22 protein-coding genes and 3 tRNA genes are annotated in these 25,520 nt (G+C 62.1%); 14 read left to right on the forward strand and 11 right to left on the reverse strand.

Annotated elements, in window-relative coordinates:
• Nucleotides 1-110 precede the first annotated feature (110 nt).
• A complete protein-coding gene (locus B0G38_RS05035; protein ID WP_264668425.1) occupies nucleotides 111-1,121 on the forward strand; it encodes a LacI family DNA-binding transcriptional regulator in 1,011 nt (336 codons plus the stop codon).
• On the opposite strand, the gene B0G38_RS05040 is transcribed toward B0G38_RS05035, so the two are convergent.
• The 6 genes from B0G38_RS05040 to B0G38_RS05065 form a co-directional block, all read right to left on the reverse strand.
• Complete coding sequence (locus tag B0G38_RS05040; protein ID WP_264668426.1) at nucleotides 1,118-1,627, reverse strand: gluconokinase; 510 nt, start codon at nucleotides 1,625-1,627, stop codon at nucleotides 1,118-1,120. The two genes, B0G38_RS05035 and B0G38_RS05040, sit on opposite strands and share 4 nt — an antisense overlap.
• Nucleotides 1,624-2,853 (reverse strand): D-mannonate dehydratase ManD, encoded by a 1,230-nt coding sequence (gene manD, locus B0G38_RS05045; protein WP_264668427.1) that lies wholly within the window; start codon nucleotides 2,851-2,853, stop codon nucleotides 1,624-1,626. The genes B0G38_RS05040 and manD overlap by 4 nt, the downstream gene beginning before the upstream one ends.
• 104 nt (nucleotides 2,854-2,957) lie before the next feature.
• The gene (locus tag B0G38_RS05050; RefSeq protein ID WP_264668428.1) at nucleotides 2,958-4,400 is read right to left on the reverse strand and encodes a mannitol dehydrogenase family protein; all 1,443 of its coding nucleotides are present in this window, start codon (nucleotides 4,398-4,400) and stop codon (nucleotides 2,958-2,960) included.
• A complete protein-coding gene (uxaC, locus tag B0G38_RS05055) occupies nucleotides 4,397-5,803 on the reverse strand; it encodes a glucuronate isomerase (RefSeq protein ID WP_264668429.1) in 1,407 nt (468 codons plus the stop codon). Before uxaC ends, B0G38_RS05050 begins: the two co-directional genes overlap by 4 nt.
• Before the next feature lie 69 nt (nucleotides 5,804-5,872).
• Nucleotides 5,873-7,810, reverse strand: a complete 1,938-nt coding sequence (locus B0G38_RS05060) for a glycosyltransferase (protein ID WP_264668430.1) — start codon at nucleotides 7,808-7,810, stop codon at nucleotides 5,873-5,875.
• Between the two features lie 662 nt (nucleotides 7,811-8,472).
• Nucleotides 8,473-8,545, reverse strand: a tRNA-Arg gene (locus B0G38_RS05065).
• 236 nt (nucleotides 8,546-8,781) lie between these two features.
• Between B0G38_RS05065 and B0G38_RS05070 the strand changes: the two genes are divergently transcribed.
• The 3 genes from B0G38_RS05070 to ettA all read left to right on the forward strand — a co-directional run bounded on the left by B0G38_RS05070 (nucleotide 8,782) and on the right by ettA (nucleotide 11,675).
• Nucleotides 8,782-9,348, forward strand: a complete 567-nt coding sequence (locus tag B0G38_RS05070; RefSeq protein ID WP_264668431.1) for a single-stranded DNA-binding protein — start codon at nucleotides 8,782-8,784, stop codon at nucleotides 9,346-9,348.
• Nucleotides 9,349-9,538: 190 nt separating this feature from the next.
• Nucleotides 9,539-9,886 (forward strand): DUF6993 domain-containing protein, encoded by a 348-nt coding sequence (locus B0G38_RS05075; RefSeq protein WP_264668432.1) that lies wholly within the window; start codon nucleotides 9,539-9,541, stop codon nucleotides 9,884-9,886.
• A gap of 106 nt (nucleotides 9,887-9,992) precedes the next feature.
• Entirely contained in the window at nucleotides 9,993-11,675 is a 1,683-nt protein-coding gene (gene ettA / locus B0G38_RS05080; protein ID WP_169996694.1) for an energy-dependent translational throttle protein EttA, read from the forward strand.
• A 132-nt stretch (nucleotides 11,676-11,807) separates the two neighbouring features.
• On the opposite strand, the gene B0G38_RS05085 is transcribed toward ettA, so the two are convergent.
• Nucleotides 11,808-12,710 (reverse strand): acyl-CoA thioesterase, encoded by a 903-nt coding sequence (locus B0G38_RS05085; protein WP_264668433.1) that lies wholly within the window; start codon nucleotides 12,708-12,710, stop codon nucleotides 11,808-11,810.
• A 124-nt stretch (nucleotides 12,711-12,834) separates the two neighbouring features.
• On the opposite strand from B0G38_RS05085, the gene B0G38_RS05090 reads away from it, so the two are divergent.
• Both B0G38_RS05090 and B0G38_RS05095 read left to right on the forward strand, forming a co-directional pair.
• A complete protein-coding gene (locus tag B0G38_RS05090; RefSeq protein ID WP_264668434.1) occupies nucleotides 12,835-13,323 on the forward strand; it encodes an acyl-CoA thioesterase in 489 nt (162 codons plus the stop codon).
• A gap of 19 nt (nucleotides 13,324-13,342) precedes the next feature.
• A complete protein-coding gene (locus tag B0G38_RS05095; protein ID WP_264668558.1) occupies nucleotides 13,343-13,984 on the forward strand; it encodes a hypothetical protein in 642 nt (213 codons plus the stop codon).
• A 37-nt stretch (nucleotides 13,985-14,021) separates the two neighbouring features.
• Here the strand turns inward: B0G38_RS05095 and B0G38_RS05100 are convergent, their stop codons facing one another.
• A complete protein-coding gene (locus tag B0G38_RS05100) occupies nucleotides 14,022-14,450 on the reverse strand; it encodes a globin (RefSeq protein WP_319801225.1) in 429 nt (142 codons plus the stop codon).
• A gap of 257 nt (nucleotides 14,451-14,707) precedes the next feature.
• On the opposite strand from B0G38_RS05100, the gene B0G38_RS05105 reads away from it, so the two are divergent.
• Complete coding sequence (locus B0G38_RS05105) at nucleotides 14,708-15,169, forward strand: SRPBCC domain-containing protein (protein WP_264668435.1); 462 nt, start codon at nucleotides 14,708-14,710, stop codon at nucleotides 15,167-15,169.
• Here the strand turns inward: B0G38_RS05105 and B0G38_RS05110 are convergent.
• The 3 genes from B0G38_RS05110 to pepN form a co-directional block, all read right to left on the reverse strand.
• Complete coding sequence (locus B0G38_RS05110) at nucleotides 15,156-15,626, reverse strand: OsmC family protein (RefSeq protein ID WP_264668436.1); 471 nt, start codon at nucleotides 15,624-15,626, stop codon at nucleotides 15,156-15,158. The genes B0G38_RS05105 and B0G38_RS05110 overlap by 14 nt on opposite strands.
• A gap of 17 nt (nucleotides 15,627-15,643) precedes the next feature.
• A complete protein-coding gene (locus B0G38_RS05115) occupies nucleotides 15,644-17,680 on the reverse strand; it encodes a DUF6541 family protein (RefSeq protein ID WP_319801223.1) in 2,037 nt (678 codons plus the stop codon).
• Nucleotides 17,681-17,805: 125 nt separating this feature from the next.
• On the reverse strand, nucleotides 17,806-20,367 hold the full coding sequence (gene pepN / locus B0G38_RS05120; protein ID WP_264668438.1) for an aminopeptidase N: 2,562 nt from the start codon (nucleotides 20,365-20,367) through the stop codon (nucleotides 17,806-17,808).
• 252 nt (nucleotides 20,368-20,619) lie between these two features.
• On the opposite strand from pepN, the gene B0G38_RS05125 reads away from it, so the two are divergent.
• The 7 genes from B0G38_RS05125 to B0G38_RS05155 all read left to right on the forward strand — a co-directional run bounded on the left by B0G38_RS05125 (nucleotide 20,620) and on the right by B0G38_RS05155 (nucleotide 25,373).
• Entirely contained in the window at nucleotides 20,620-21,093 is a 474-nt protein-coding gene (locus B0G38_RS05125; protein WP_264668439.1) for a ribose-5-phosphate isomerase, read from the forward strand.
• Nucleotides 21,094-21,098: 5 nt separating this feature from the next.
• A complete protein-coding gene (locus B0G38_RS05130) occupies nucleotides 21,099-21,986 on the forward strand; it encodes an Fpg/Nei family DNA glycosylase (protein ID WP_264668440.1) in 888 nt (295 codons plus the stop codon).
• Nucleotides 21,987-22,049: 63 nt separating this feature from the next.
• Nucleotides 22,050-22,120 (forward strand) — tRNA-Gly (locus tag B0G38_RS05135).
• 111 nt (nucleotides 22,121-22,231) lie between these two features.
• Nucleotides 22,232-22,304 (forward strand) — tRNA-Pro (locus B0G38_RS05140).
• A 54-nt stretch (nucleotides 22,305-22,358) separates the two neighbouring features.
• Nucleotides 22,359-23,795 (forward strand): trigger factor, encoded by a 1,437-nt coding sequence (gene tig / locus B0G38_RS05145; protein WP_264668441.1) that lies wholly within the window; start codon nucleotides 22,359-22,361, stop codon nucleotides 23,793-23,795.
• A gap of 252 nt (nucleotides 23,796-24,047) precedes the next feature.
• The gene (locus tag B0G38_RS05150; RefSeq protein WP_169996759.1) at nucleotides 24,048-24,647 is read left to right on the forward strand and encodes an ATP-dependent Clp protease proteolytic subunit; all 600 of its coding nucleotides are present in this window, start codon (nucleotides 24,048-24,050) and stop codon (nucleotides 24,645-24,647) included.
• Nucleotides 24,648-24,698: 51 nt separating this feature from the next.
• Nucleotides 24,699-25,373: an ATP-dependent Clp protease proteolytic subunit gene (locus tag B0G38_RS05155; RefSeq protein WP_264668442.1), complete on the forward strand. Its 675-nt coding sequence runs from the start codon at nucleotides 24,699-24,701 to the stop codon at nucleotides 25,371-25,373.
• Nucleotides 25,374-25,520 lie beyond the last annotated feature (147 nt).

The raw sequence follows: 25,520 nt of genomic DNA on the forward strand, positions 1-25,520 counted from the left end.
TGGCGCCATGCATGCGTTCTAATGATTCAGCCAAAAATGGAGGGTGCGCGGCAAGCAGTTGCCATATATTGCCTTGGCCTGCCGGTAAGATGTTCTGCAGGAGGACAAGTATGAGTGAAATTCAGGGGACGCCGACTATTTACGACGTCGCCCGGGTTGCAGGAGTGTCCTCGTCCACGGTTTCGCGGGCATTTGCCCGGCCGGGCCGGGTGAGCCATGAAACGGCGCAGAAGATTTTTGCGGCTGCGATCGAGCTCGGTTATCGGTCCAAGCCGATGAACGGAGCAGGGCAGCCTGGCGGAACGCGTACATCCATGATCGCGTTGGTCATCGCCGACATCCGGAACCCGGTATATGCGGAGATGGTCCGCGGCGCTGAAGCTGCGGCAGCCGAAGCCGGCTACACAATGCTCCTTGCACACACCCAGGAATCCGACCGCCGTGAACGCCAGGCGCTGGAACGGGCAATGTCCACGGTTGACGGGATTGTGCTTTCCAGTTCCCGTATGTCGGATTCGGCCATCCGGATGATCGCCAAGCAAAAACCGACGATCGTGATGAACAGGGCAGTCGCGGATGTTGCCAGCGTGGTTACTGATAACGCCAGGGGGATCCGCCGTGCCGCAGAGCATCTGGGCGAGCACGGCCACGAGACCATCACCTATCTTGCAGGCCCGGAAGCCTCTTGGGCAGACGGCATGCGTTGGCGGTCACTGCGGGAAGCAGCCTTGGAACTTGAGCTGAATGTCCGACGCACAGCACCGGCTCAGCCCACTGTTCGCGGCGGTGAGGACGTGGCAGCCGAGTGGCTCCAACATCGTACGTCGGCAGTCATTGCCTACAACGACCAGATGGCCATCGGATTCATCCGAGCCCTGCAGCAGCAGGGGTTCAGCGTTCCCGAAGACGTGAGCGTGGTGGGCTTCGACAACAGCTACGGCGCGGATCTGATTACGCCGGCGCTGACGACTGTCGCGGCACCACTGTATGCCCTGGGCACAACGGCCGTGAATAACCTGTTGGCATTCGCCGCGGGGGCTAAGTCCCAATCGGGTCAGCCGGTTGTCCTGCCGACCCGATTAGTTGTGCGTAATTCAACGGCCAGACGGGCCAAGCGCTAGCTGGTCTTTTCCAACCAAAGCTTGGCCGACTGCGCCAACTCTGCCGGCGAAGCGGCGACGTCAAGGACGACGCCAGGCTCCGTTGCATCGAGCGGTTCCAGCGTTTCCAGCTGGGATTCCAGCAAGGAGGGCGGCATAAAATGCCCGCTGCGCGAAGTCATGCGGTCTTCGAGCAGTTCCTGGCTCCCTTGGAGATGGATGAATACTACTGAGGAATCCGCGGCCCGGATAAGGTCCCGGTAGGACTTTTTCAGGGCACTGCAGGCAATGACCAACGATCCCGGAGCTTGTGCAAAGGTCTCGCCGATTTTTTCGAGCCAAGGCTTGCGGTCGCCATCGTTGAGCGGGAGACCAGACTCCATTTTGTCCACGTTGACCCGGGGATGGAGGGCGTCTCCGTCGGTGAACCCCGCGCCGATGTGCTCGGCTAGGAGCTCACCGACGGTGGACTTTCCGGATCCGGAAACGCCCATCAGCACCACATGGTAGGGGCCTGAGGTGGTCACCAGTCGTGCACCGTGCCGTCGGTGAGACGGTTGTACGGCAGGTAGGCCTGTTGGTATGGGAAGGAAGCCGCGGCTTCTTCGTTCAGCTCGATGCCGAGTCCGGGCTTGTCGCCCGGGTGCAGGTAACCGTCGGCAAAGACCATGGACTGTTCAAACACTGTGTTGGTCTTCTCGCTGTGCTCCATGTATTCCTGAATACCGAAGTTATGGATAGCCAGCCCGACGTGGGTCTGCGCTGCCAAGCCGACCGGGGAGACATCCGTAGGGCCGTGGAAACCCGACTTGACCTGGTACTGGGCGGCGAAGTCCATGACCTTCTTCAGCGGAGAGATGCCGCCGAAGTGGGTCGAAGCCGCACGGACATAGTCGATCAGCTGTTCTTTGATCAGCGTCTGGAAATCGAAGACCGTGTTGAAGATTTCACCGATCGCCAGCGGGGTGGTGGTGTGCTGGCGGACCAGCCGGAGAGCTTCCTGGTTCTCAGCGGGCGTGCAGTCCTCGAGCCAGAACAAATCGTACGGCTCCAGTGACTTGCCCAGCTTGGCTGCCTGGATCGGTGTCATGCGGTGGTGGCCGTCATGCAGGAGCGGCAGTTCCGGGCCGAACTCGTTACGGACCGCTTCGAAGACGGTAGGAAGGTGGCGCAGGTAGGCGCGGGTGTCCCAGTCTTCCTCGGTCGGCTGCGCACCTCGGCCGGCGGGTTCGAAGTCATAGCGCTCACCCGTGGCCTGTGCCTGGGCAGCAACGCCGTAGAGTGCCTTGATCCCGGGCACAGACGTCTGCACACGGATGGACTTGTAGCCTTCTTCCAAATGCTGGCGAATGGAGTCGAACAACTCGGGAATGTCGCGGCCGGAGGCATGCCCGTATGTGCGCAGACCCGTCCTTGACGCGCCGCCCAGCAGCTGGTAAACCGGCAGCCCGGCAACCTTGCCCTTGATGTCCCACAGGGCCATGTCGACTGCGGCGATGGCGGCCATGGTGACAGGGCCTCGGCGCCAGTAGGAGCTGCGGTAGAGGAACTGCCAAGTGTCTTCGATCCGGTGCGGATCCTTGCCGATCAGCAGCTGGGCAACGTGTTCCTTCAAATAAGTCGCCACGGCCAGCTCGCGGCCGTTCAGAGTGGCATCTCCCAGACCGGTAACACCGTCATCCGTGGTGATTTTCAGCGTCACAAAGTTGCGACTGGGGCTGGTCACAATGACATCAGCAGCAATGATCTTCAAGATAGGCCTTTCAATGATTTCAAATCTTCACGTAACCGTAGCTATGCCGGAAACCCGGTGGCAAGGAGTTGCCACAAGTTGCCGGATTTCCGGCAAAGCGTCCGTTACTGGTCCTGGAACGATCCGCGCAGGGTATGGACCATTTCAACGATGCCGTCTACTGCGGCAAAGTCCGGGTCCAGCAGTGCGACCAGCGCGGCGGTCTGTTCCCGCCCATCCAATGCCAGCAGCGGCATGATGCGTTCAGCCTCTGTATCGCGCACGCCTGCGCCGTCGCTACTGGCCTTTGTCAGGTAGTCGATCCACGCGGCAATTAGGCGGGCGGCCGCCTGTCCTGGTCGTCCGGCCGCGCGTTCCGCCCGGACCACAGGGACGGCCCGCATGCGGAGTTTGCTGCTCCCGTCGATGGCAATCTGGGCCAGCATGTGGGCTATGCGTGAATTGCCAAACCTTGCCAGCAGCGCCGCCCGGTACTCGTCGACCTTGAGCTCCGGCTCCGTAAGGTGTTCTGCGGCCTCATTCCAGAATTCCTCAATCCAGCCAGCACAAGCGGGATCGCGCAAGGCCTGCGCTACGGTGTCGCTGCCACGCAGTTGGCCGGCGTAGGCCAACAGGGAGTGGGCACCGTTAAGCAACCACAGCTTGCGCCGCTCAAAATGCTCAATCCTGTCGACGAACACCGCGCCGGCATCTTCCCAGGCCGGCCGGCCCGCAGGGAAATCGCCGCAGAGGACCCAGTTATGGAACGGTTCGGTCACTACCGGGGACCGGTCAGCAAAACCGGTTGCAGCGGCGACGCCGGCTATGTCCTCAGCCGTAGTCCGCGGCGTGATCCGATCGATGGATGTATCCACGAAGGACACATTGGCGTCGATCCAGTCTGCCAGTTCCGGCGCGATCGCCGATGCCAGACCACGTACGGCGTTGCGCGCAGCTGTGCCGTTGGCGCTGAGGTTGTCGCAGGAGACGACGGCTATTGGCCCGGCTTCTGCCCTCCGTCGCGCGTCTAAGCCAGTGAGTAACCGTGCAGCTGCGGTCGATGGGACGCCGCGACGGCCGGAGCCGCTGGAACCAATGAGCGCTGCTGATGCCTTCCACCACTGGCTGAGCAAGGCCGCGTCGGCGGCTACCGATTCTGCCGTTAGATCGAGCTGTCCGTCGGAGCCGAGGTTGTACGCAGCTTCTGTCACCGTCAGCGTGACGATGGCCGTCGTCGGTTGCGACAGTAGCTCCGCGAGCCGCCCAATGTTGCCGCCGTCGTATGCCGCGCTGATGCTTTCGATGACCTCGAAGCTGTCTGCGTCTTCGGCCCGCTCGACGAGGGTGTAAAGCCCGTTCTGGGCCTCAAGCGTTTCGGCAGCTTGCGGGCTGCGTCCGGTGAATGAAGCGATGCCCCATTCGTGGTTGGCATCGGCTTTATGCGTGTACCACGCCTGGTGGGCGCGGTGGAAAGCGCCCAGCCCGATGTGGACAATACGGATCGGCGCCGGATCACCTGCCTGGTAGGTCTGCCGGTTCAGCGGCTGGGTAGCGGTTTGTGCAGTCACAGTTTGAAAGCCCTTCGGGGTGCGGCATCGACAATATCGACGATGAGCTCGGCGGCGCGTGACTCGGAAACTCGGTGCTCGGCAACCAGCCGTGCCAGGAATGACGCTTCAATCCGGCGGGACGCGTCGTGGCGGGCCGGGATGGAGCAGAAGGCGCGGGTGTCGTCGATGAAGCCGGAGGAACGGTAGAACCCGGCGGTCTCCGTGATGGCCGAGCGGAAGCGCAGCATTGCATCCGGTGCATCCAGGAACCACCACGGGGCGCCTACGTAGACGGCGGGGTAGAAGCCGGCCAAGGGGGCCAATTCCCGTGAAAACACCGTTTCATCCAGGGTGAAGAGGATCAGGTTGAAGCCCTCAGCCGTACCAAAGTCCTGTAGGACCGGGCGGATAGCTTCGGTGTAGTTGACGGCGAAGGGGATGTCGTGGCCAGTGTCAGCGCCGTATTTTTCGAAGGTCGGTAGATGGTGGTTGCGGAATGAGCCGGGGTGGACCGTCATGACCAGACCGTCCTGGACTGACATGCGAGCCATCTCGTACATCATGTGGGCTTCGAAAGCGTCGCGGTCGGCGTCGGTGGCTTCCCCGCGGCGGGCCTTGTTGAAAAGGCTTTCCGCCTCCGCGCGGTCCAGTTTGAGAGTCTGCGGCGTACGTACTCCGTGGTCGGCGGAGACGGCGCCGTGGTCGACGAAGTGCTGCCGGCGGTTTTCCAGTGCACGGATGTAGCCCGCGTATCCGTTGGTACCGTCGCCGGCGGTGGTAATCAACTGGTCGACGTTTTCGATCCATGTCGGATGGCTGATGTTCAAGTACGCGTCCGGACGGAACGTAGGCAGAACCCGACCTTGGAATGTGGCATCCGCGGCCAAGGCCGCATGGGACTCCAAGCTGTCGAGGGGATCGTCAGTAGTGGCAAGGACCTCGATGTTGAAGTCCTTGAAGAGCTGACGCGGGCGGAAACCGGGTTCGCTGAGCCTGTTCTGGATGGCATCGAAAGTGGCTTCGGCGGTTGCTTCGGAGATTTCCTGTTCGAGCTTAAAGACGTGTTCGAATTCGGACCGCAGCCAGTATCCGGACGCGGTGCCGTCAAACAACGGCCAAGCCTTGGCGAACTCCCGCCATACATCGCGGGGAGAGGCCGCGGTGGATCCTCCGACACGCAGCTGTTCCAGCGGGACACCGCTGGCATGAATGAGCCGGGTGACGTAGTGGTCGGGGCTGATCAGCAGCGTTGCAGGATCAGGGAACGGGGAATTCTTGTCCAGGACAGCGGCGTCCACGTGACCGTGCGGAGAAATAATAGGCAGATCGTTTACAAGTTCCAGGAGCCCGCGCGCGATCTTTCGGACGCCGGGTTCAGCAGGTAGAAGCCGATCGGGTTCGGCGGCTAGAGAGATTGACATGGCACTATCGTTTCCAAGCACGTGAAGTGCGGTCAACGAGTTGCCACTTGTTGGCACTGCCTCCGCCGATTAGGAACGCCTGCCCCTTAAGGTCCGGACGATGTTCCCCAATGAACCGTACTTCCTCCGGTTGTCTTTGACCGAGAACGAGCCGTGAGCAGTCGCGTAGATCTTCCACGGTGCGCACTGGACAACCACCGGTGTCCCAAACAGGAGCCTTTTGGGCGCCGAGATCTCAGGATAAGCAACATAAAAATCGTAGATGACAGAAGGGCCTTTGCGGGGGAGCACCACATGCCAAGCCCGATCCGTCATCGGAACCTCAACTGGAGTTTGTCCGCCTCTTGCTTTCACAATCAGCCGGCTAGAGTCGGGAACGCCCGCAATTGGTTGGATAACGAGAACGTTGTCGTGCCATCGCGCGCTGGAAATTTCTGGTTTGGAGCAGGTGTCTTGCCTCGAAGCTGTCCGTGCAGGACCCGCTAAGACCCTTGTCCAGTTTGAGATAAATGCTTCGCGGCCGAAACGCTCCACCGAGCGGCGCGCCTCGATGCCGAGGCGCTGGCGAAGCTCCATGTCTCCCATGATCTCAAGAGCACGCTGTGCAAGTTCTTCATGGTGTTCAAATTTCACGAGGTAACCATTGCGTCCATCAACGACGACATCGCGTGGTCCATAATTGGAATCGTAAGCCACAACTGGAACTCCGAAGGACATACTTTCTAAGAGAACCATGCCGAACCCTTCTGATGCGGATGTCATCAACATAACGCAGGCTCTGCTGTAGATTTCCTCGGCTTCGTTGGTGAAAGGAACGAAGCTGACATGGGGCCGTAACGCTAAATCCTCAATAAGCCGCTCTATTTCTGCATCGTCTTCAGTCCCGTAACCGAATCCGAAAATCTCGAGAACGGCGTCCGGTTTCTCGTCGAGAATGCGCCGGAAGGCCCTGATTGCTTCGTCAACTCTTTTTTTCGGATGTGTGCGAGCAACAACGATTACCCGATTTGGGTCAACAGGGCTATCGAGCTGACTGGGGGCGTGAGCCACATGAGGAACAACATCGATCATTTCCCTTTGTCCGAATTCCGCTGCAATATCCTCACGCTGAGCGTTGGTCAGGACTACTAAGGAGTCGAACGCATCCAAATTTTCAAAAAGTCGTCTCCAATTGCGGCTAATCCCTGCTCCACGTACATAAGGCGGTTGCAGGTGGTTGCTATGGACCATCGCAATTTTCCGCAGGTTAGGATGGCGGACGCTCCGCAGCACGTCGTCTAGGTTTTGGCTCCTCAGATTGTCCAGATTGTCTCTGAATTCTGAACAGATGGCGGCGCATTCCTCGTTCCCAAGGGCGCGTTCGAGTGCGTGCTTATAGAGTTCGCCCATATTTGCGAACGCGATTGGCGTCGTTCCGAACAAGAACGCCCGACCCCAATCCTTGCTCCCCGGCGTCTGCCAGATAGTCAAGAAACACTCGCCGTCCCTCCCGATGTAGCGTTGAACAGTCACTGAGTCTGCCCTGGTAGGAAAATGCAAAACTCTCACAACCCGGCCGGTGCCGTCCATTTCTTCACGCTTGACGATTTGGCGTTGTTCGTCGAAGTAATCCACATGTTCCGGTTGGGAACCGTCTGCGCTGAATTTTGCCGCCAATATTAGCAAGCCATCGCGGAAGTATCGGAATGATCTGCCGCTGGTGTTTGTGGGAAGGCGAACGAGGCTGGGATCGTCCCAGGCGTGCTTTTTTGGCCGGATGACAGTCTCTTTACCCTCGTCCAGCGAGTATAGGAGACTGCGTACTTTTACTGCAGGGTGCAGATGGCCGTCGGCCTTAAGCTGCGCGACGTCAGCTTCCAGCCTGGGTTGGAAGGCAAGCACTTCAATGTACACGCCACCGAGGGCACCAGAATCAGCTAGTAAATTGGCGCGAGTCCTTACTGCCTTGACCAACCCGCCGCGCTTGAGGGCGAGCGTATTTACAGTGAAATGGGCGACACGGTCCATAGATGCACCTTAGCTGGATACAGGGGGGCGGACTTCTGCGCTAAATGGTCGGCTTATAGGCAGGCTTCAACCTATGCGACCAGCAGATTGTCGTTGTCGTCAAGATCGACGCTGAGGTGGTGGAACGGAATTTGCCCCTGGCAGCGGTACTGGGGCGCGAGTGAGTAGCCACACGGGATGTGTAGATCAGGAGCATCCAGGTATTCGCGTCACAATAGTCGTCCACCGTTTGGGATCCATCACTCGGCGTGGGCCTGTTGAAGTACGCACGGACACCGATGTTCGTCAAGGCACCTGTCGCCAAGCTTGCGGCCTTCAGCACGGTCGCTCGCTGGTTCAAAGAAGAGCAACCTTGTGCAGTGTCCACTACGTCGTAGATCATTGGAGGTGCGCTACATATGCCCGGGACCGGGAGCTTATGGAGACATGCGGCCCGACTGTAACAGGATGCTGCGGTGCGTCGGATGCGGCCACAGATATGAAAAAGTGCCGCCTTTAGCCTTCCTCGTGCAATGGGGGTTAAGGCGCCAAGTTCCCGTCGACAGATCAGGATACACGCTGACGAGTCGAGCAGATCTGAAAAGCGCGGCCCTGCAGACTGCCGTAATCCTATTTTCGGAGCGGCCCGAGCACCGAAGCCGAAGCCTTGAACAATGGAGAGGTGCCCCCGGCGCGACTCGAACGCGCAACCTACGGATTAGAAGGCCGTTGCTCTATCCATTGAGCTACGGGGGCGACTGGAAGAGTTTAGCTTAAACGCCCTCTTATTACGCTTCTACTGTCAAAGGCACGCCCTGTGCAGCCAAAAGTCCCCCTCGCCAACCATTCTTGGAAAGCACCACTCGCCCTGCACAGAAGCAAGCATCGTCGGACTCTCCACATATTTCGGGCAACTTCTTCTTTCGTGCAGGAGGCATTTGCAGACTGGGGGTGTCGGCAACTCCGCCGACATCGCGAGGAGGAACAGGATCATGACCGACATCATTACTGTCCGGGGAATCATAGGAACCGATATCAAGGCTGGAACGACCAAGGGTGGGACCGCCTGTGCTGACTTCCGGCTAGCTTCCAAAGAGCGGCGATTCGACCGCGAAACCCAGGAATGGGTAGACGGTCAAACCAACTGGTACACGGTGCAGTGCTATCGGAAGTTGGCCGAGAACATCGGATCAAGCCTGAGGAAGGGCCAACATGTCATCGTTACTGGCAAGCTGCGGCTCCGCCAATGGGCCAGCGACGACGGGCGGCAGGGGACGGCCTGCGAGATCGACGCGGAGTCGCTCGGCCATGACTTGTTCTGGGGAACAGCGAATTTCGTTCGGAGTATTCCATCGAGGCAGGAGCCGCAAACCCAGCAGCTCTCAGCGAGCCCCCTCCCCGGTGCGGAACAGGGGTCCCCGGCTGGCGTCAACGCCGGCACAGGAGAGGTATATGACTGGGGAACGAATACTTCAGCGGAGGCAGTTCCTGAGTTCAACGATGACAACTCGATTTTGATTGATGATCACGATGAGAACGGACTGCGGATGGCGGGATAGAAGAGCCAGAGCCGGGGCGTGACAGAATGACAGCGTGAAAAATCTGCACCGACAGGGACGTTCAGTTCAAGCGCGCTTTGCTGGCGCCGCGTGGTTATTTGCAGCCGGCTTCGCGTTGGTCGGATGCTCGGCTGTCGGATCGGGTGCCGCCGCTTCACCGGAAAGCGGCGATGTGTCGGCCGTCGAGGCTGTGCCAGCCACAACTGAAACCGCTGAACCTGCAGTCCAGACGGCGGAAGCGTCGGCCGTAGAGGTAGCCGAAAGGCATGTGCGCGACCAGCTGGAGAAACTCGCCGCTTCCTCGCCCCGGCCGAATGAGTCGCAGATGCTCAAGGCGATGACCGCGGCCGGATTCGCTGAGGACGACATCGAGGTCTCGGCCGATATCACTCCTACAGGCCTGGCGGTCGACGCGATCGAGGCCGCGGCACCGGTAGATGAGCAATGCATCATCGGGCAGGTCCGCGAAGGCGAGGTGGCGATGTCAGTGCTGCCGGTTCTGCCCGGCGGGAACTGCTTTGTCGGCAACGGCTCCTGATCGCAGCGGCTGCAGCGTCTAACTGCGCGCGAACGGCGGCCGTGGACCATGGCAGACGGCGCCCTCAAATGTGAGTTCTGACCCGCCACCCACTAGCCTTATGGGCATGGCGGAATTTATTTACACAATGACCAAGGCCCGCAAGGCCGTTGGTGACAAGGTCATCCTCGATGACGTGAGCATGTCCTTCTATCCCGGAGCCAAAATCGGCGTTGTCGGTCCGAATGGCGCCGGTAAGTCCACCATCCTGAAAATCATGGCTGGTCTGGACACACCGTCCAATGGTGAGGCCCGGCTCAGCCCCGGCTACTCAGTGGGAATCCTGCTGCAGGAGCCGCCACTGAACGAAGAGAAGACCGTCCTGGGCAACGTCCAGGAAGGCGTCGGCGAAATTTACGGCAAGATCCAGCGCTTCAACGAGATCTCCGAAGAAATGGCCAGTCCAGATGCAGACTACGACAAGCTGCTCGACGAGATGGGCAAGCTGCAGGAGGCTATCGACGCCGCTGACGCATGGGACATCGATTCCCAGCTCGAACAGGCCATGGATGCCCTGCGCTGCCCACCCGGCGACTCCGACGTCACGGTACTTTCCGGCGGTGAGCGCCGCCGTGTTGCGCTGTGCAAGCTGCTCCTCCAGAAGCCTGACCTGCTGCTCCTTGACGAGCCCACTAACCACCTCGACGCCGAGAGCGTGCTCTGGCTCGAACAGCACCTGAAGTCCTACGCCGGTGCGGTGCTGGCCGTGACTCACGACCGGTACTTTCTTGACCATGTGGCCGAATGGATCGCCGAAGTGGACCGGGGCCACCTCTACCCCTACGAAGGCAACTACTCCACCTATCTGGAGAAGAAGCGCGCCCGCCTCGAAGTCCAAGGCAAGAAGGACGCCAAGCTCGCCAGGCGTCTGTCGGACGAGCTGGAATGGGTCCGCTCCAACGCCAAGGGACGCCAGACCAAGTCCAAGGCACGTCTGGCCCGCTATGAGGAAATGGCAGCCGAAGCGGACCGCACCCGGAAGCTTGACTTCGAAGAGATCCAGATCCCGCCGGGCCCCCGCCTCGGCCAGCTTGTCGTTGAAGGCAAGAATCTGCAGAAGGGCTTCGACGACCGCCCGCTGATCGACGGACTGTCCTTCTCCCTGCCTCGCAACGGTATTGTCGGCGTCATCGGCCCTAACGGCGTTGGCAAGACCACGCTGTTCAAGACCATCGTGGGCCTCGAGGAGCTCGACGGCGGCGACTTGAAGATTGGCGACTCCGTCAGGATTTCCTACGTGGACCAGAGCCGCGGGGGAATCGACCCGAACAAGTCGCTGTGGGAAGTCGTATCCGACGGACTGGACTTCATCCAGGTCGGCCAGGTGGAGATGCCCTCGCGCGCCTACGTGTCCGCCTTCGGCTTCAAGGGCCCGGACCAGCAGAAGAAGGCCGGCGTGCTCTCAGGTGGTGAGCGTAACCGGTTGAACCTGGCGCTGACCCTCAAGCAGGGCGGCAACCTGCTGCTCCTTGATGAGCCCACTAACGACCTCGACGTGGAGACGCTGTCCAGCCTGGAGAACGCCTTGCTCGAATTCGCCGGCTGCGCCGTGGTCATTTCGCACGACCGTTGGTTCCTCGACCGGGTGGCCACCCACATCCTGTCCTACGAAGGCACCGAGGACAATCCGGCGAACTGGTACTGGTTTGAAGGTAACTTCGAGGCCTACGAGCAGAACAAGATCGAGCGACTCGGTCCGGACGCCGCCAAGCCGCACCGTGTCACACACCGCCGGCTCACCCGCGACTAAATCGAGCATCGCCCGGCTGCTGACGCGGTACAACGGGGACACGATGCAACTGAAGATGTCGCACAACTGAATAAAAGGGTCCGTCCGGCTGCCAGGCAGCCGGACGGACCCTTTTCATCGGTCATACCGCCCTTATGCGTCCACGGCTTCGACGGGAATGCGCATCATGCCTTCCTGGGCCACCGTGGCCACGAGCTCACCGGCACGGCTGAAGACCCGGCCCACGCCCAGGCCACGTGCACCGGACGCGCTCGGCGAATTCTGGACATAGAGCAGCCACTCATCCGCCCGGAACGGCCGGTGCCACCACATGGCGTGATCCAGACTCGCAAACTTGATGCCGGGGCTGATCCACGCAATGCCGTGGCGACGCAAGATCGGTTCAAGCAGGGTGTAATCGCTGGCATACGCCAACGCCGCACGATGCAGATTCAGATCGTCGGGAAGCGGGCCCTTGGATTTCATCCAGACCGCGTTAGTCGGTTCACGTTCGCCTTCAGCCCTCATGTACAAAGGGCTCTGCACATGACGGATATCGAAGGGCCGTTCGTACGCCCACTGTTGCGCGATCGGATGTTCGAATTCACCAAGGAGATCGGCTGTGCTCGGCAAGGACTCCGGGTCGGGAATGCCCTCCGGAAAGGGCTCGTGATGGTCCACCCCGTCGGACGGAACCTGGAAAGAAGCGATCATGGACAGGATGGGCACGCCGTTCTGGTAGGCGTGGGTGCGCCTGGCAGAAAAGGACCGCCCGTCGCGGAGCTTCTGCACGCCGAAGGTGATAGGCGCGTTGGCGTCCCCGGGGCGGAGGAAATAGCCGTGCATGGAATGGATCTGCCTGTCCTCGTCCACGGTGCGGACGGCGGCAAGGATCGACTGCGCCAGGACCTGCCCGCCGAAAACCCGCCCGTGAGGCTGCGGCTCCGAAATTCCGACGAAAATGTCCTCATCGGTATTGGCGCCGTCCGCGTCAGAGAGGTCCAGCAGTTGCAGCAAGGCCGCGGTGGGCTCAATGCGCTCGTCAGAGGCAGTCATGGAATCTCCTTGCCGGCGTTACCCGAGAGTAATGGAACCCTTCCGAGACTAGTTTGCACCGGCCTCCGGCTCAACTACCTTCGCCGGTTCGCGCGGCGTGGCTGTGGCTTGAGAGGATGGCTTCATGCCTAATGTGTCCCGGTTCCCTTTGCAGCTCCGTTTCAGCGACATCGATTCCTACGGTCACGTGAACAACGTGACCTTTCTGAGTTACCTGGAGACAGCACGCGTCCGGTTGCACAGCAGCCCGTCAGGGCAGACAACGGACGACGGCGGACAGCTGTCCGTGAGCGATCTGGCCGGAGCGGGGAACTTCACCTTGGTGGGCAGGCAGGAGATCGAATACCTCGCGCCGCTGCTGTTCCGGCCGGAGCCGGTGTGGGTCAGCGTCTGGGTGACGGAGGTGGGCGGCTCCAGCTTCGCCCTGGGCTATAAGGTTTCCGAAGAGGATGGCTCGGCAACGTACGCCGTTGGGGAGACCGCGATGGTACTCGTCAACCGCGAATCCGGCCGGCCGGTTCCACTGCCGGAGCTGTACCGTAAAGCGCTGGAACGGTACCGGGGACCGGAAGTCCCCTTCCGCCGTCGTGCTTCGCAAAGTGCAGGTGCTTGATTCCGTGGATGAAACTATCATGCTGAGCCTGGCCGACCCGCAGGTGACGGCGGACCTGCGCACGTTCGTCACCCGTGCACGCGCTGCCGACGACGGCGCCGTGCACCTGCAGGTCTCCGGCGCTGTCCTCGCCGCCTACGTCTGCCTCATGAGGCCACGTTTGCTGGGGGAAGCAACGCCGACCATCCTGGGACTGCGGACGATGGCGCTGGGCCTTCCGGCACAGGCCGAAATGACCGTATCGCTGGCGTCGATGGCCGACCGGCTGGCACGGATGGCCCAGAACGATGTGGTCCTGCCGCTGCCACCGATGCAGGTCAAGGAATCCTGGACCGGCGTACTGCCGCCGCGCTCGGGCTGGGAGCCGGTGGAGCAGATCGCGTCCGCGGATCTGCGGGCTGCCGCCGAAACCGGAATCCGTGAAGTTGCCGCAGCCGTGCCGGCGCAACCGGGCCAGCTGATTGTCAATAATGCGCGCAGCGCCGTATGGGGCAGGTCATTGCCGTCGGTCAGCGTGGCATTGCCGGCCGGTGCGGCATTCGCGGCGCTGACACTAGGCTTCCTTGATGATCAACCGGCAGCACTGTTCCGCAGTGGCCGCTGGTTGCGGCTGTCCACCGCCCGCGGCCACGTGCTGGTCCGCAGCGGTGCGTCCCTTTAGACGTTGCACTCAGCGGCGGGAATGCCAGCCAGGAAAGCTAGGCGCTGTTGACCATCGAGTGGGCGGCCCGCTCGAAGTAGTCCCATAGGGTCTGTTCGTACAGTGGCGGCAGCTCGAGCGAGTCCACGGCCTTGCGCATGTGGGAAAGCCAGCGGTCGCGGGCATCGAAATCCACCTTGAACGGCTGGTGGCGCATCCGAAGCCGGGGGTGGCCGCGCTGCTCGCTGTAGGTGCCGGGGCCGCCCCAGTACTGCTCGAGGAACATCCGCATCCGTTCTGCCGCCGGTCCCAGGTCCTCCTCCGGGTACATCTGCCGGAGCACTTCGTCCTCGGCGATGCCCTCGTAGAAAACGTCGACCAGCTTCACGAAGGTCGCATGTCCGCCCACGGCGTCGTAGAAGTTGTCCGTGTACTCCGGCTGTTGGAACGCGTTGGCAGCCCGTGCCGCCGGCTGCAGCGTCGCGATGGGCTGGCCGAACCGCGACTGCAGGGGGATGGCGGCTGCACCGCCGTCCGTGGCCACAGGGGAAGCCTCCGGCAGCGGGGCAGAGGGAAGATCTTTGTCAGTCATAACTATTGGCAGCCTGTTCGTTGGTGTCGGGTCCCATTGTCTCCAACATTGGCCCGTTGCAGCTAATTCCCCGGGGCTCCGGATCCGGGGCGGTGGAGAGGACTTAGGCTGGTGGCAGCGGGAGTTGTTGCGAAGATCAGGAGGGCTCAATCATGCATGAGGACATCAGCATCGAACATGACCTGGTCATCGATGCACCGCCCGAGAGCGTTTGGAGCCTGCTGACCGATCCCGACGCCATCCGGCGCTGGTACGCGTTCGACGGTGCGGTCTGCGAAGCGGTTAACGGCGGCCGGATCGAACACAGGTGGCGCGAACATGGCCGTTTCCTCGGAAAGGTACTGCAGGTCCAGCCATACGGACTTTTCCAGTACCGCTATGCCGCGCAACCTGAGACGGAACCACAGTTGGGTGCCAGCACCGTGGTGACCTTCCGGCTGGAGCCGGAGGGCACCGGCACCAGGCTCTTCGTGACCGAGCATGGATTCGAGCAGATCGCCGGGTCGATGGTGGAGGCCCGTGAACTGGCCGCGGTAAACCTCACGGCCTGGCGCGCCGGGTTCACCATATTGAGCGACCTGGCCCGCCGCCGACGCGGGGTCAGTTCACCGTGACGGGTTCGTGCAATACCGGGAAATTGACGCTGCGGGCAATGAAGCACACTTGGTTCGCGTCGTGGTGCAGCTTCTGCGCCAGTTCGTTATGGGCCGGGTCCGCAACAGTGACGCGCGGTCGGAGCGTTGCGGAAGTAAATTCGCCGCTGCCGTCCCGGTTCAGGCGCAAGGTGCCCTCGGCGTCGTCCGTGTATTCGGTCACTACCATGCCGTGTTTCACCGCGAGATGCAGGTAGGAGAGCATGTGGCACTGGGACAGTGCGGTGAGCAGGAGTTGCTCCGGATTCCACCGGTCTTTGTCCCCATGGAAGGTCGGGTCGGCGGTGCCGGCGAGATCCGGAAGCCCCGGCGCGGTGATGACGTGGTCACGTCCATAGCTCCGGTATGACGAAGTGCCTTCGCCACGGTTGCCGGTCCAGGCGAGCGATATGCGGTAGCGGTGGTTGCTGAGGTCCATGACCGGATTATGGCACGTCAAGAAGTTATGTGCCGGAAGCCGATGTGTTGCTTCATGCTCCTGCGGTTGCACGCGGTGATTTTATACAGCGCAGCGTGTTCGGCAGCTGCCAACAACTCAAATCCTTGGGAAACGTCCACGTCATAAAAGCCGGGCCACTGAAGGTAGGGGTTGAACTGCCGCGCCCGTTCGGCACCGCCTAAGTACACGTACTCTGCACCGGTGCGCCTCAAAGCGGCACACACCTCCGGATCGCGATGGATGTCCCGGAAGCGTGTCCGCAGGAACTTCTCGTCCGCGGTGCGGTCTGCAAACCCGTACTGGGAGTAGACGACATGTCGTCCAGTGAGCGCGTAAATGAACGTCGATCCGTTGAACGGGTCCCCGATGACGGTTGCGTCCGCCGGCAGGACGTCGGCCAACGACTCGATGAAGTCTTGCTCGCCTGACAGTATGCTCCGCCCGAACTCATCCGACTCAACGTCATAGTGAGGCGCTGCCGCTTCCTGGCGCGTGTCATAGCGGAAGGCGCCGGATGCCACTACAGTGCAGGCGGTTGCGGCTACGATGGCAGCCACGGCCGCACGTCTTCCCTTGACCGGCACATACCGTATCAGCGCCGTGAAAATTTGATCGAGGGCATAAGCGGCAAAGACGCAGGCGACGACGGCGGAGACGGCAGCGATACGGACGGCGTCGTGGTACCAAAGGCCGGTCATCCACGAGAGCAGTCTGGCAGGATGAAGGGCGGCCAGGTAGAGAACAACGGTTATGCCAAGGCCAACGGCAGCAGGCCAGCTTCTTTTCCGCCGCTGTGCACAGAAGGCGCCGAGGATAACCAGCGGGCCGATCCAGAAGTTGTAGTCACTCAGCTGGATCCGCTCGTTATCAGGGGACCTGGGAAGATCAAAAAACAGGCGCTCGGCGGCGTCCGGGAACGATGCTGTGACGGCAGTGTTATCCGCCATGCCCGCCACAATGGGGGAGGTGCTGATCAACCAGACTGCGCTACCTGTAGAAAGAGCCCAGAAAGCAACCCAGAGAAGTCCGTGCCGCCGGTCCTGCAACCAGCTGGCCCTGCACATCAGGACGATGTACCGCAGCACGTAGATGCCGCCCAACGCGATCAGGGCGAAAATGGCACTGGGATGAATCCAGGCCGCACCCGCCGTCGCTAGCACGAGCACTAGTGATTTCACGGTCTTGTTTCGCCCGTCCGGACGCGTGGGCCGAACATCCTCGGGTGGGTCTGTGTGCTGCTGGTGCAGACTAGCAGCGAGCTCGATCCCCAGAGCGAGGATTGCCGGCACCAAGGCCACCGCCAAGGCATTTGGCCATTGTGCACTGCGGCTCTGCTGAATGATGGGAAACGCAATGACGCCGGCGGCCACGGCCGGCGTCAGCACCCATGTCAGCCTTCGTTGTGGGAAGAGGGCCACAGCCAGGTACGTCAGCGAAGTCGGCCACACGACGCACGCCACGATGAGCGTGGCCAGGTTCGCTGAGGTAACGACGTCACCCGGTGGCAGTGCCACCAGCGCGTGCCAGCCGGCGGGATAGAAAGAGCCTGTTCCCTGGCTGTAGATGGGATTGATATCCCAAGGCGATGCCTGCCCGTTTTCTTTGATCCAGCGGAGGGCGTTCACATGAAAGCTGGGATCCCAGGCTTGGTTGACTCTATCGACGTTGTTCATCGCGTCGAGCATGGTCCACCCGTTGAGTACAGCCGCAGCAATCAGCGAGCCGGCTATGAGGAGCTTCGTTGGCCCCGGATGCCCTGGCTCAGGCGGCATCCGCTTTGGCCGGATCAGCAGGTAGAGGCAGGCAGCGAGAACGGCAGCCAGCAAGCTGACGGCAAGGAGCATCGACGGGCCCCAGCGGATACCGGTGATCCGGCACAGCAAGGTTCCGGCAGCTACGAGGGACCCTGAGACCCCGGGAGCCACGACCAAGGCCCTCAGATGGTTGAGCCGTAGCCCGCGCAGGACCATGTATCCAGGGAAGTAGAAGACGGCCAGAAGTGCGGCCAGCTGGCCGATCGCAACCCAGGACATAGATTCACCTCACAGCCCGGTGCACTGCCTCCAGCCAGAATATAGACAGGACATGCCCGCTGGGAACCAGTCCCGCAGGCATGTCCTGAGCTGTGCGACCGTCGGCGGACGGCCTTTCGGCGTCGTTACCTGTCGGCGGCCTGCGCCTTCAGCGCCCGCACAATACCGTCGCGGCTCTCCAGCACCAGACGCCGCAGTGATGGCGAGTCGGTGCCGAGCGCCTTAAGGAACTCGTCGGTCAGGTCAACGGTGGACTGCGTGGCCAGCTGCGAGGGGTAGAGCCCCACCACAATCTGCTGCGCGATCTCATGCGTGCGCGTGGTCCAGATGTCCTCGACCGCGGCAAAGTACGCCGGCGCGTAGGGCTCCAGCAGGGCAGTGTCATGGACCCTGTTGAAACCGGCGATGACGGACTGCTGGGTAGCGTTGGGCAGCTCGCCACGAACGACGACGGCGTCCCAGGCTGCCGCTTTCGCGTCGGCTGTGGGGATGGCCGCTTTGGCCAGGGCTGCAGCGCGTTGGCCGGTGGCCGTGGCGTCGCGCTCGAGTTCGGCGTCGATCTCCGGCTGCCCGAATTCGCCGCCGGCCACCAACGACGTCAGCAGCTCCCAGCGCAGGTCCGCGTCGACGGTGAGGCCGTCCAGGACGCGCTCGCCGGAGAGGAGCGAGGCTACCGCGGCGAGCTGGGCATCGGTCTGGGCGTGCAGCGCGAAGGCCTTGACGAACTGCAGCTGCGCGTCGGAACCGGCCTCGGCGCTTTGGCTGAGTTCCCACAGCCGGTCAGCCGCAGCGAGAGTCAGGCGCTTGCGGTCCGCGGGGTTGACGTAGAAGGCCAGCGTGGTTGCCAGCTGCCGCAGCAGCACCAGCACCACCGAGGAATCGGATTCGTAGGCGATGTTGTTCAGGACCAGCTCCGCGTACTCCCGTGCCGGGGTTTCGCCGTCGCGGGTAGCATCCCAGGCGGAGGCGAGCACCAGGGTCCGCGGCAGGGACTCAGCGAAGTCCTTCACATGGACCTTCGACGTCGCGAGGGAGACCTCGTCAAGCCGGATCTTGGCGTAGGCCAGATCATCGTCGTTCAGCAGCACCAGGGCGGGCCGCTCGAGGCCGGCGAGTTCGGGCACCTCCGTGCGCTCGCCGTCGACGTCGAGCTCCTCGCGGTGGGTGCGGACCAGCTTGCCTTCGGCGTCGAGGTTATAGAAGCCGACGGCGAGCCGGTGCGGCCGGATGGTCGGGAACTCGGGTACGGCGGACTGGAGAATCGCGAACGAGGTGATCTTGCCGCCGTCGTCGGTTGTGATTTCCGGACGCAACGTATTGACGCCGGCGGTCTCCAGCCACTGGGCGGACCATTCCTTCAGGTCGCGGCCGCTGGAAACCTCAAGCTCCGAGAGCAGGTCCTCCAATTCGGTGTTCTGCCAGGCATGCTTGCGGAAGTATTCGCGCACGCCGGCCATGAACTGCTCCTGGCCGACCCAGGCCACGAGCTGGCGCAGGACGGATGCACCCTTGGCATAGGTGATGCCGTCAAAGTTGACTTGCACCGCCTGCAGGTCAGGGATGTCCGCGACGATGGGGTGTGTGGAGGGCAGCTGGTCCTGCCGGTAGGCCCAGGACTTCTCCATCGAGGCGAACGTGGTCCAGGCCTGCTTCCACTCGGTGGCTTCCGCGGCGGCGAGCGTGGACATGAACTCGGCAAAGGACTCGTTCAGCCACAGGTCGTTCCACCAGCGCATGGTCACCAGGTCCCCGAACCACATGTGCGCCAGCTCGTGCAGGATGGTGATGGCCCGGCGCTCCACCAAGGCCTCGGCCACCTTGGACCGGAAGACGTAGTTCTCCAGGAAAGTCACGGCACCCGCGTTCTCCATCGCGCCGGCGTTGAACTCGGGCACGAAGAGCTGGTCGTACTTGGCGAACGGGTACGGCGTGCCGAACTGCTTTTCATAGAAGGCGAAGCCCTGGTGCGTGAGTTCGAAGATGTTCTCCGCGTCCATGTACTGCATCAGCGACTTGCGGGCAAAGACGCCCAGCGGGACCGTGCGCCCGTCGGAGCTGGTGAGCTCGCTGCGCACCGACTGGTACGGGCCGGCGATGAGCGCGGTGATGTAGGAGGAGATGCGGGGAGTCGGCTCGAAGTCCCAGGTGGAGGCGGCGCCGCCTTCCTCGATGGATCCGGCGGCGACGGGCTCCGGCGTGGGGGAGTTGGAGATGACGTCCCAGTGCGACGGGGCGGTGACCGTGAAACGGAAGGCAGCCTTCAGGTCCGGCTGCTCAAAGACGGCGAACATGCGGCGGGAATCGGGCACCTCGAACTGGCTGTAAAGGTAGACCTCGTTGTCCACCGGGTCCACGAAGCGGTGCAGACCCTCGCCGGTGTTCATGTACAGCGCGTCCGCGTCGATGACCAGGACATTCGATGCCGCCAGGATGGGCAACTGGATGCGGACGCCGTCGGAAACCTCCGCGGGGTCCAATTCCACACCGTTGAGCGTTACGGAACGCACCGTATCCGTGATGGCGTCGATAAACGTTGACGCACCCGCCGTCGCGGAGAACTTCACAACGGTCGTGGAGCCGAAGACCTTCTCGCCCCGGGTCAGGTCCAGAGTGACGTCGTAGGACTCAACGTTGAGCAATGCGGCGCGCTCGCGGGCCTCGGCGCGGGTCAGATTCAAACCTGGCAAAGTGATGCCTCCAGTGTCGTAGCGGGTCCCGGCGGGGACTGTGCGGGTGCAGGGGCTGTATGAAAGAACCCTTGCATAGTGCGGCCATTCTTTCACCGCGCCCGCGGATGTACAGCACCGCCGTGATGCGATGAAGGAAAAAGTTGCTGTTCCGTTGTGCCGCCGTTCCGCCCCCGGCCGCTAGCAAGCACGTTGGTTCAGAGTAGGCTTGAGGCCGTCATTCTTCCGCCCCTCCCGCCAGAAGGACCGTATATGCGCGTTCACATTGCCACCGACCACGCCGGACTCGAGCTGAGCCACCATCTGATCGACCACCTGACCGGCCAAGGGCATGAGGTTATCGACCACGGCCCCAAGGAGTATGACGCGGAGGATGACTACCCGTCTTTCTGCATCAACGCGGCGCTCGCAGTAGTGGCTGACCAGGCCGCGGGCCAGGACGCCCTCGGCATCGTGCTGGGCGGATCCGGCAACGGCGAGCAGATCGCCGCCAACAAGGTGAAGGGCGCACGCGCGGCGCTGGCCTGGAACCTGGACACGGCCAAGCTGGCCCGCGAGCACAATGACGCGAACGTCGTCGCGGTGGGCGGCCGCCAGCACAGCGTCGACGAGGCTACCGCCATCATCGAAGCGTTCCTGGCCGAACCGTTTTCCAACGCCGAACGCCACGTGCGGCGGATCGGCAAGATCGCCGAGTATGAAACCACCGGCGAAGTTCCCGCCTAAAGCACATGCCTGAAGGCCACTCGGTCCACCGCCTCGCCGCCCAGTTCAATTCCGTCTTTGGCGGTCAGCGCCTTGCCGTCAGCAGTCCGCAAGGCCGCTTCGCTGCCGGCGCGGAGAGGGTCAACGGACACATCCTGGAAGCTGCCCTCGCGCACGGCAAGCAACTGTTCCTGCACTTCGACAACGAGCTGATTCTGCGCGTCCACCTCGGTCTCTACGGCGCCTGGGACTTCGGCGGCGACGAAACCTTTCGCGGCGCCTCCAGCATCGGTGCGCCGCGCCGGGTAGGGGAGCGTGAAGCGTACGACGACGATCCCCACCTTGCGTACGACGGCCCGCCGGAGCCGGTGGGCCAAGTGCGCGCCAGGCTCGTATCAGCGCATGGCTGGGCGGATCTGCGCGGCCCGACGGCCTGCGAAGTGATTACCGAAGGCGAGCAGTCCGCCGTCGTCGCCAAACTGGGGCCAGACCCGCTGCAATCGGATGCCCGCCCGGACGAGTTTGTGCGGCGGCTGGCGTCGAAAGGCTCCGCGGTGGGCACATTGCTGATGAGCCAGGACGTGATTGCCGGCGTCGGCAACATCTACCGCGCGGAGACGCTGTTCCGCCGCGGGCTGAATCCCTGGCGCCCGGGCAAAAGCCTGTCAGCCGAGGAAGCGGCACTGCTGTGGGAGGACATTGCACTGGTCATGCGCGACGGTGTCCGGGACGGGCTGATCATCACTACGCGTGCCGAACACCGTGAGGGCAGTGGCGTGCCGGTGTGGCCGGACAACGCGCACTATGTCTATCAGCGCCAGGGACTCGGCTGCCGTGTCTGCGGCACTGACGTGGTGCTGGCGGAGATGGGAAACCGCAAGCTGTACTGGTGTCCGGGCTGCCAGCAGGCCTGAACGGAGCGCAGGCCCGCCGATTTGCGAAACCGGTCCGTGGTCATGCTAGAGTTTCAACGTCCTGGGGATGTAGCTCAATGGTAGAGCCTCAGTCTTCCAAACTGATTACGCGGGTTCGATTCCCGTCATCCCCTCTGCGATGAGACGGACCGGCAGCGGTCCGTCTTTTTCGTTAAGGCGGCAGTCCTTTTGCCGCCGCCGATTGTGCACGGAGTCTGCTTAGGCCGTAGACTTGCCGTGCACTACGGGGCGTAGCGTAGTGGCTAGCGCGCCTGCTTTGGGAGCAGGAGATCGCAGGTTCGAGTCCTGTCGCCCCGACTCTGTATTCTTGGTGCAGATCCAACCCCTATAGCTATCAGGAGTTCTAACGCTGTGAAGAGCGCTGTCGAAAACCTCACCCCCACCCGGGTCAAGCTCAATGTTGAGGTTCCCTTTGAGGAACTCAAGCCCAGCATCGACGAGGCCTACAAGACAATCGGCTCCCAGATCCAGGTGCCTGGCTTCCGCAAGGGCAAGGTTCCCTCCAAGCTCATCGACCAGCGGGTTGGACGCGGCTACGTCATCGAGACGGCCATCAACGAGGGCCTGAACGGTTTCTACCAGAACGCTGTGCAGGAGAGCGGCATCCGCCCCCTGAGCCGTCCCGAGGTTGAGATCACCGAGGTCCCGGACCCGGCTGCCACCGAAGGCCAGCTGTCCTTCCACGTCGAGGTGGACATCCGCCCCGAAATCGAACTGCCGGAGTACTCCGGACTCGAGGTCACCGTTGAAGCTGCCGAAGCCAGCGACGCCGACGTCGAAAAGGCCATGGACGACCTGCGCGGCCGGTTCGGCACGCTGAAATCCGTTGACCGTCCCGCCGCCCAGGATGACTTCATCACCATGGACCTCACCGCCAAGGTGAACGGCGAAGAGGCTGATTCCGCCGCGGACCTGTCCTACCAGGTCGGTGCCGGAACCATGCTCGAGGGCCTGGACGAAGCCGTTACCGGCCTGAGCGCCGACGAAGACGCGACCTTCATGACCACGCTGGCCGGTGGCGAGCATGCCGGCGAAGAAGCCGAAGTCAAGGTCATTATCAAGGCTGTCAAGGAGCGCGAGCTGCCGGAGGCAAACGATGACTTCGCCCAGCTGGCCAGCGAATTCGACACCATTGCCGAGCTGAAGGAAGACCTGGCGAAGCAGGCTGCCGCCAGCAAGGTCACGGAGCAGGGCGTCGAAGCACGCGACAAGGTGCTGGACAAGCTGATGGAACTCGTTGAGGTTCCCGTTCCCGAATCCGTGGTTGAAGAGCAGCTCGAGCAGCACTTCCGCCCGGAGAACAGCGACGGCAGCGAAGAGCACGACACCGAAGAGCACCGCGCTGAAGTCCGCCAGAACACGGAGCGCGCCTTCCAGAACGAAATCATCCTTGACGCCGTAGCGGACAAGGAAGAGGTTGGCGTCAGCCAGGCAGAACTGATCGACTACATCGTTTCCTCCGCCAGCCAGTACGGCATGGATCCGAACCAGTTCGCACAGCTCATCGACCAGAGCGGCCAGGTGCCGATGATGGTTTCCGAGGTCCGCCGCCGCAAGGCCCTGGCCAAGGTGCTGGAGCTGGCCAAGGTTACGGACACCAACGGTGCCGAGGTCGACCTCAGCGACTTCGTCCGCCCCGCCGGTGAAGAAGAGCCGAACATTGAGGACATGATCCAGGCTGCCCAGGCAGAAGCCGCTCAGGCTGACGAAGCCCCGGCCGAGGAAGCCCCGGCTGAGGCCGGTTCCGAGGAGAGCGCGGACGACAGCGCCGCCGAGTCCAAGGCCTAAACAGCAGAGCTTTATGGCGGCCGCCTACCCTTCGCGGGGTAGGCGGTTGCCGCGTTTAACCACCTGCCTGCAACGTCTCGGTGCGCTGGTGCGCCGTCAGCGAACAGCCCATGAATAAGGCAGAAACGGGCACTGATCCGCGTTAGTGTCCAAGAAGGAAAAAGAACCTGGGGACTGCACCGAACACCGGTGAAGCCTGTGGGGACAAGCGAGAGGTATTTCAGAATGTCCAGTGAATCAACCACTCCGAAGATGGCCACCGTCGACCCGGCCACACGGGAAGACTACATCTACAACCGCCTGCTGAAGGAACGCATCATCTGGCTCGGGTCGGAAGTGCGCGACGAGAACGCCAATGCCATCTGTTCCCAGTTGCTGCTGCTTTCGGCCGAGGATCCTGACAAGGACATCTACCTCTACATCAACTCGCCCGGCGGTTCGGTGACGGCAGGCATGGCCATCTATGACACCATTCAGTTCATTCCGAACGACGTCGTCACGGTCGCCACCGGCCTGGCAGCGTCCATGGGCCAGTTCCTGCTGTCGTCGGGAACCAAGGGCAAGCGCTACGCCACCCCGCACGCGCGTATCCTGATGCACCAGCCCTCCGGCGGCATCGGCGGTACTGCATCCGACATCAAGATCCAGGCCGAGCTGATTCTGCACATGAAGCGGGTCATGGCGGAGCTGACCGCGGAGCAGACCGGCCAGACGGTGGAGCAGATCCTCATTGACAATGACCGCGACAAGTGGTTTACGGCCGAGGAAGGGCTCGAGTACGGCTTCTTCGACAAGATTTCAGCCCATGCCGGCGGCGTTACCGGCGGCGGCGGAACTTCACAGGATTCATGATCGCAGGTTCTGCGACACGCCCCTACGATCATTAGAAGCAGGAGAATCACGATGAACCACAATTTTGCTGCCGCTGCCGGCGGCCATGCAGCCAACCTTCCGACCAGCCGCTATGTGCTGCCCCAGTTCGAAGAGCGCACGCCTTACGGCTTCAAGCGCCAGGACCCCTACACCAAGCTCTTCGAGGATCGGATTATCTTCCTTGGCGTGCAGGTGGACGATGCCTCGGCGGACGACGTCATGGCGCAGCTGCTTGTCCTGGAATCCACGGATCCGGACCGCGACATCACGTTGTACATCAACTCGCCCGGCGGCTCGTTCACTGCGATGACCGCCATCTACGACACGATGCAGTACATCCGTCCCGAGATCCAGACGGTTTGCCTCGGGCAAGCGGCCAGTGCTGCCGCTGTATTGCTGGCGGCTGGTACCCCGGGCAAGCGCCTGGCTTTGCCGAACGCTCGTGTGCTGATCCATCAGCCGGCACTCGGCGGCGGTGAACGCGGGCAGGCATCGGACCTGGAGATCCAGGCAGCCGAGGTCATGCGTATGCGCTCCTGGCTTGAAGATACTCTGGCGCTGCACAGCGGCCGGACCTCCGAGCAGGTCAATGTTGACATCGAACGCGACAAGATCCTGACGGCCGCGGACGCGCTGTCCTACGGACTGATCGACCAGGTCCTCGATTCGCGCAAGATTCACAAGCCGGCCATCAACAAGGCCTAATGATTGTGATCTGGCAATTTCATTGCTGATCTACTCAGCCCGTGGTGCTTAACATGGCACCACGGGCTCTGTGGTTACTGAAACTGTCAGCCAAGTGATTTAGAGTGGAAGCAAGTCAGCCGCCTTCATTCGTCTGAGCATGGGAGC

The sequence above is a fragment of the Crystallibacter permensis genome (assembly GCF_025960875.1).
GTDB classification, from domain to species: domain Bacteria; phylum Actinomycetota; class Actinomycetes; order Actinomycetales; family Micrococcaceae; genus Crystallibacter; species Crystallibacter permensis.

Excerpts from the sequence above, each read along its gene's own strand:
- B0G38_RS05035 (WP_264668425.1), top strand. The coding sequence starts at position 111 with ATGAGTGAAATTCAGGGGACGCCGACTATTTACGACGTCGCCCGGGTT.
- uxaC (WP_264668429.1), bottom strand. The coding sequence starts at position 5,803 with ATGTCAATCTCTCTAGCCGCCGAACCCGATCGGCTTCTACCTGCTGAA.
- B0G38_RS05060 (WP_264668430.1), bottom strand. The coding sequence starts at position 7,810 with ATGGACCGTGTCGCCCATTTCACTGTAAATACGCTCGCCCTCAAGCGC.
- B0G38_RS05070 (WP_264668431.1), top strand. The coding sequence starts at position 8,782 with ATGACCGACATCATTACTGTCCGGGGAATCATAGGAACCGATATCAAG.
- ettA (WP_169996694.1), top strand. The coding sequence starts at position 9,993 with ATGGCGGAATTTATTTACACAATGACCAAGGCCCGCAAGGCCGTTGGT.
- B0G38_RS05085 (WP_264668433.1), bottom strand. The coding sequence starts at position 12,710 with ATGACTGCCTCTGACGAGCGCATTGAGCCCACCGCGGCCTTGCTGCAA.
- B0G38_RS05090 (WP_264668434.1), top strand. The coding sequence starts at position 12,835 with ATGCCTAATGTGTCCCGGTTCCCTTTGCAGCTCCGTTTCAGCGACATC.
- B0G38_RS05095 (WP_264668558.1), top strand. The coding sequence starts at position 13,343 with ATGCTGAGCCTGGCCGACCCGCAGGTGACGGCGGACCTGCGCACGTTC.
- B0G38_RS05105 (WP_264668435.1), top strand. The coding sequence starts at position 14,708 with ATGCATGAGGACATCAGCATCGAACATGACCTGGTCATCGATGCACCG.
- B0G38_RS05110 (WP_264668436.1), bottom strand. The coding sequence starts at position 15,626 with ATGGACCTCAGCAACCACCGCTACCGCATATCGCTCGCCTGGACCGGC.
- B0G38_RS05115 (WP_319801223.1), bottom strand. The coding sequence starts at position 17,680 with ATGTCCTGGGTTGCGATCGGCCAGCTGGCCGCACTTCTGGCCGTCTTC.
- B0G38_RS05125 (WP_264668439.1), top strand. The coding sequence starts at position 20,620 with ATGCGCGTTCACATTGCCACCGACCACGCCGGACTCGAGCTGAGCCAC.
- B0G38_RS05130 (WP_264668440.1), top strand. The coding sequence starts at position 21,099 with ATGCCTGAAGGCCACTCGGTCCACCGCCTCGCCGCCCAGTTCAATTCC.
- B0G38_RS05150 (WP_169996759.1), top strand. The coding sequence starts at position 24,048 with ATGGCCACCGTCGACCCGGCCACACGGGAAGACTACATCTACAACCGC.
- B0G38_RS05155 (WP_264668442.1), top strand. The coding sequence starts at position 24,699 with ATGAACCACAATTTTGCTGCCGCTGCCGGCGGCCATGCAGCCAACCTT.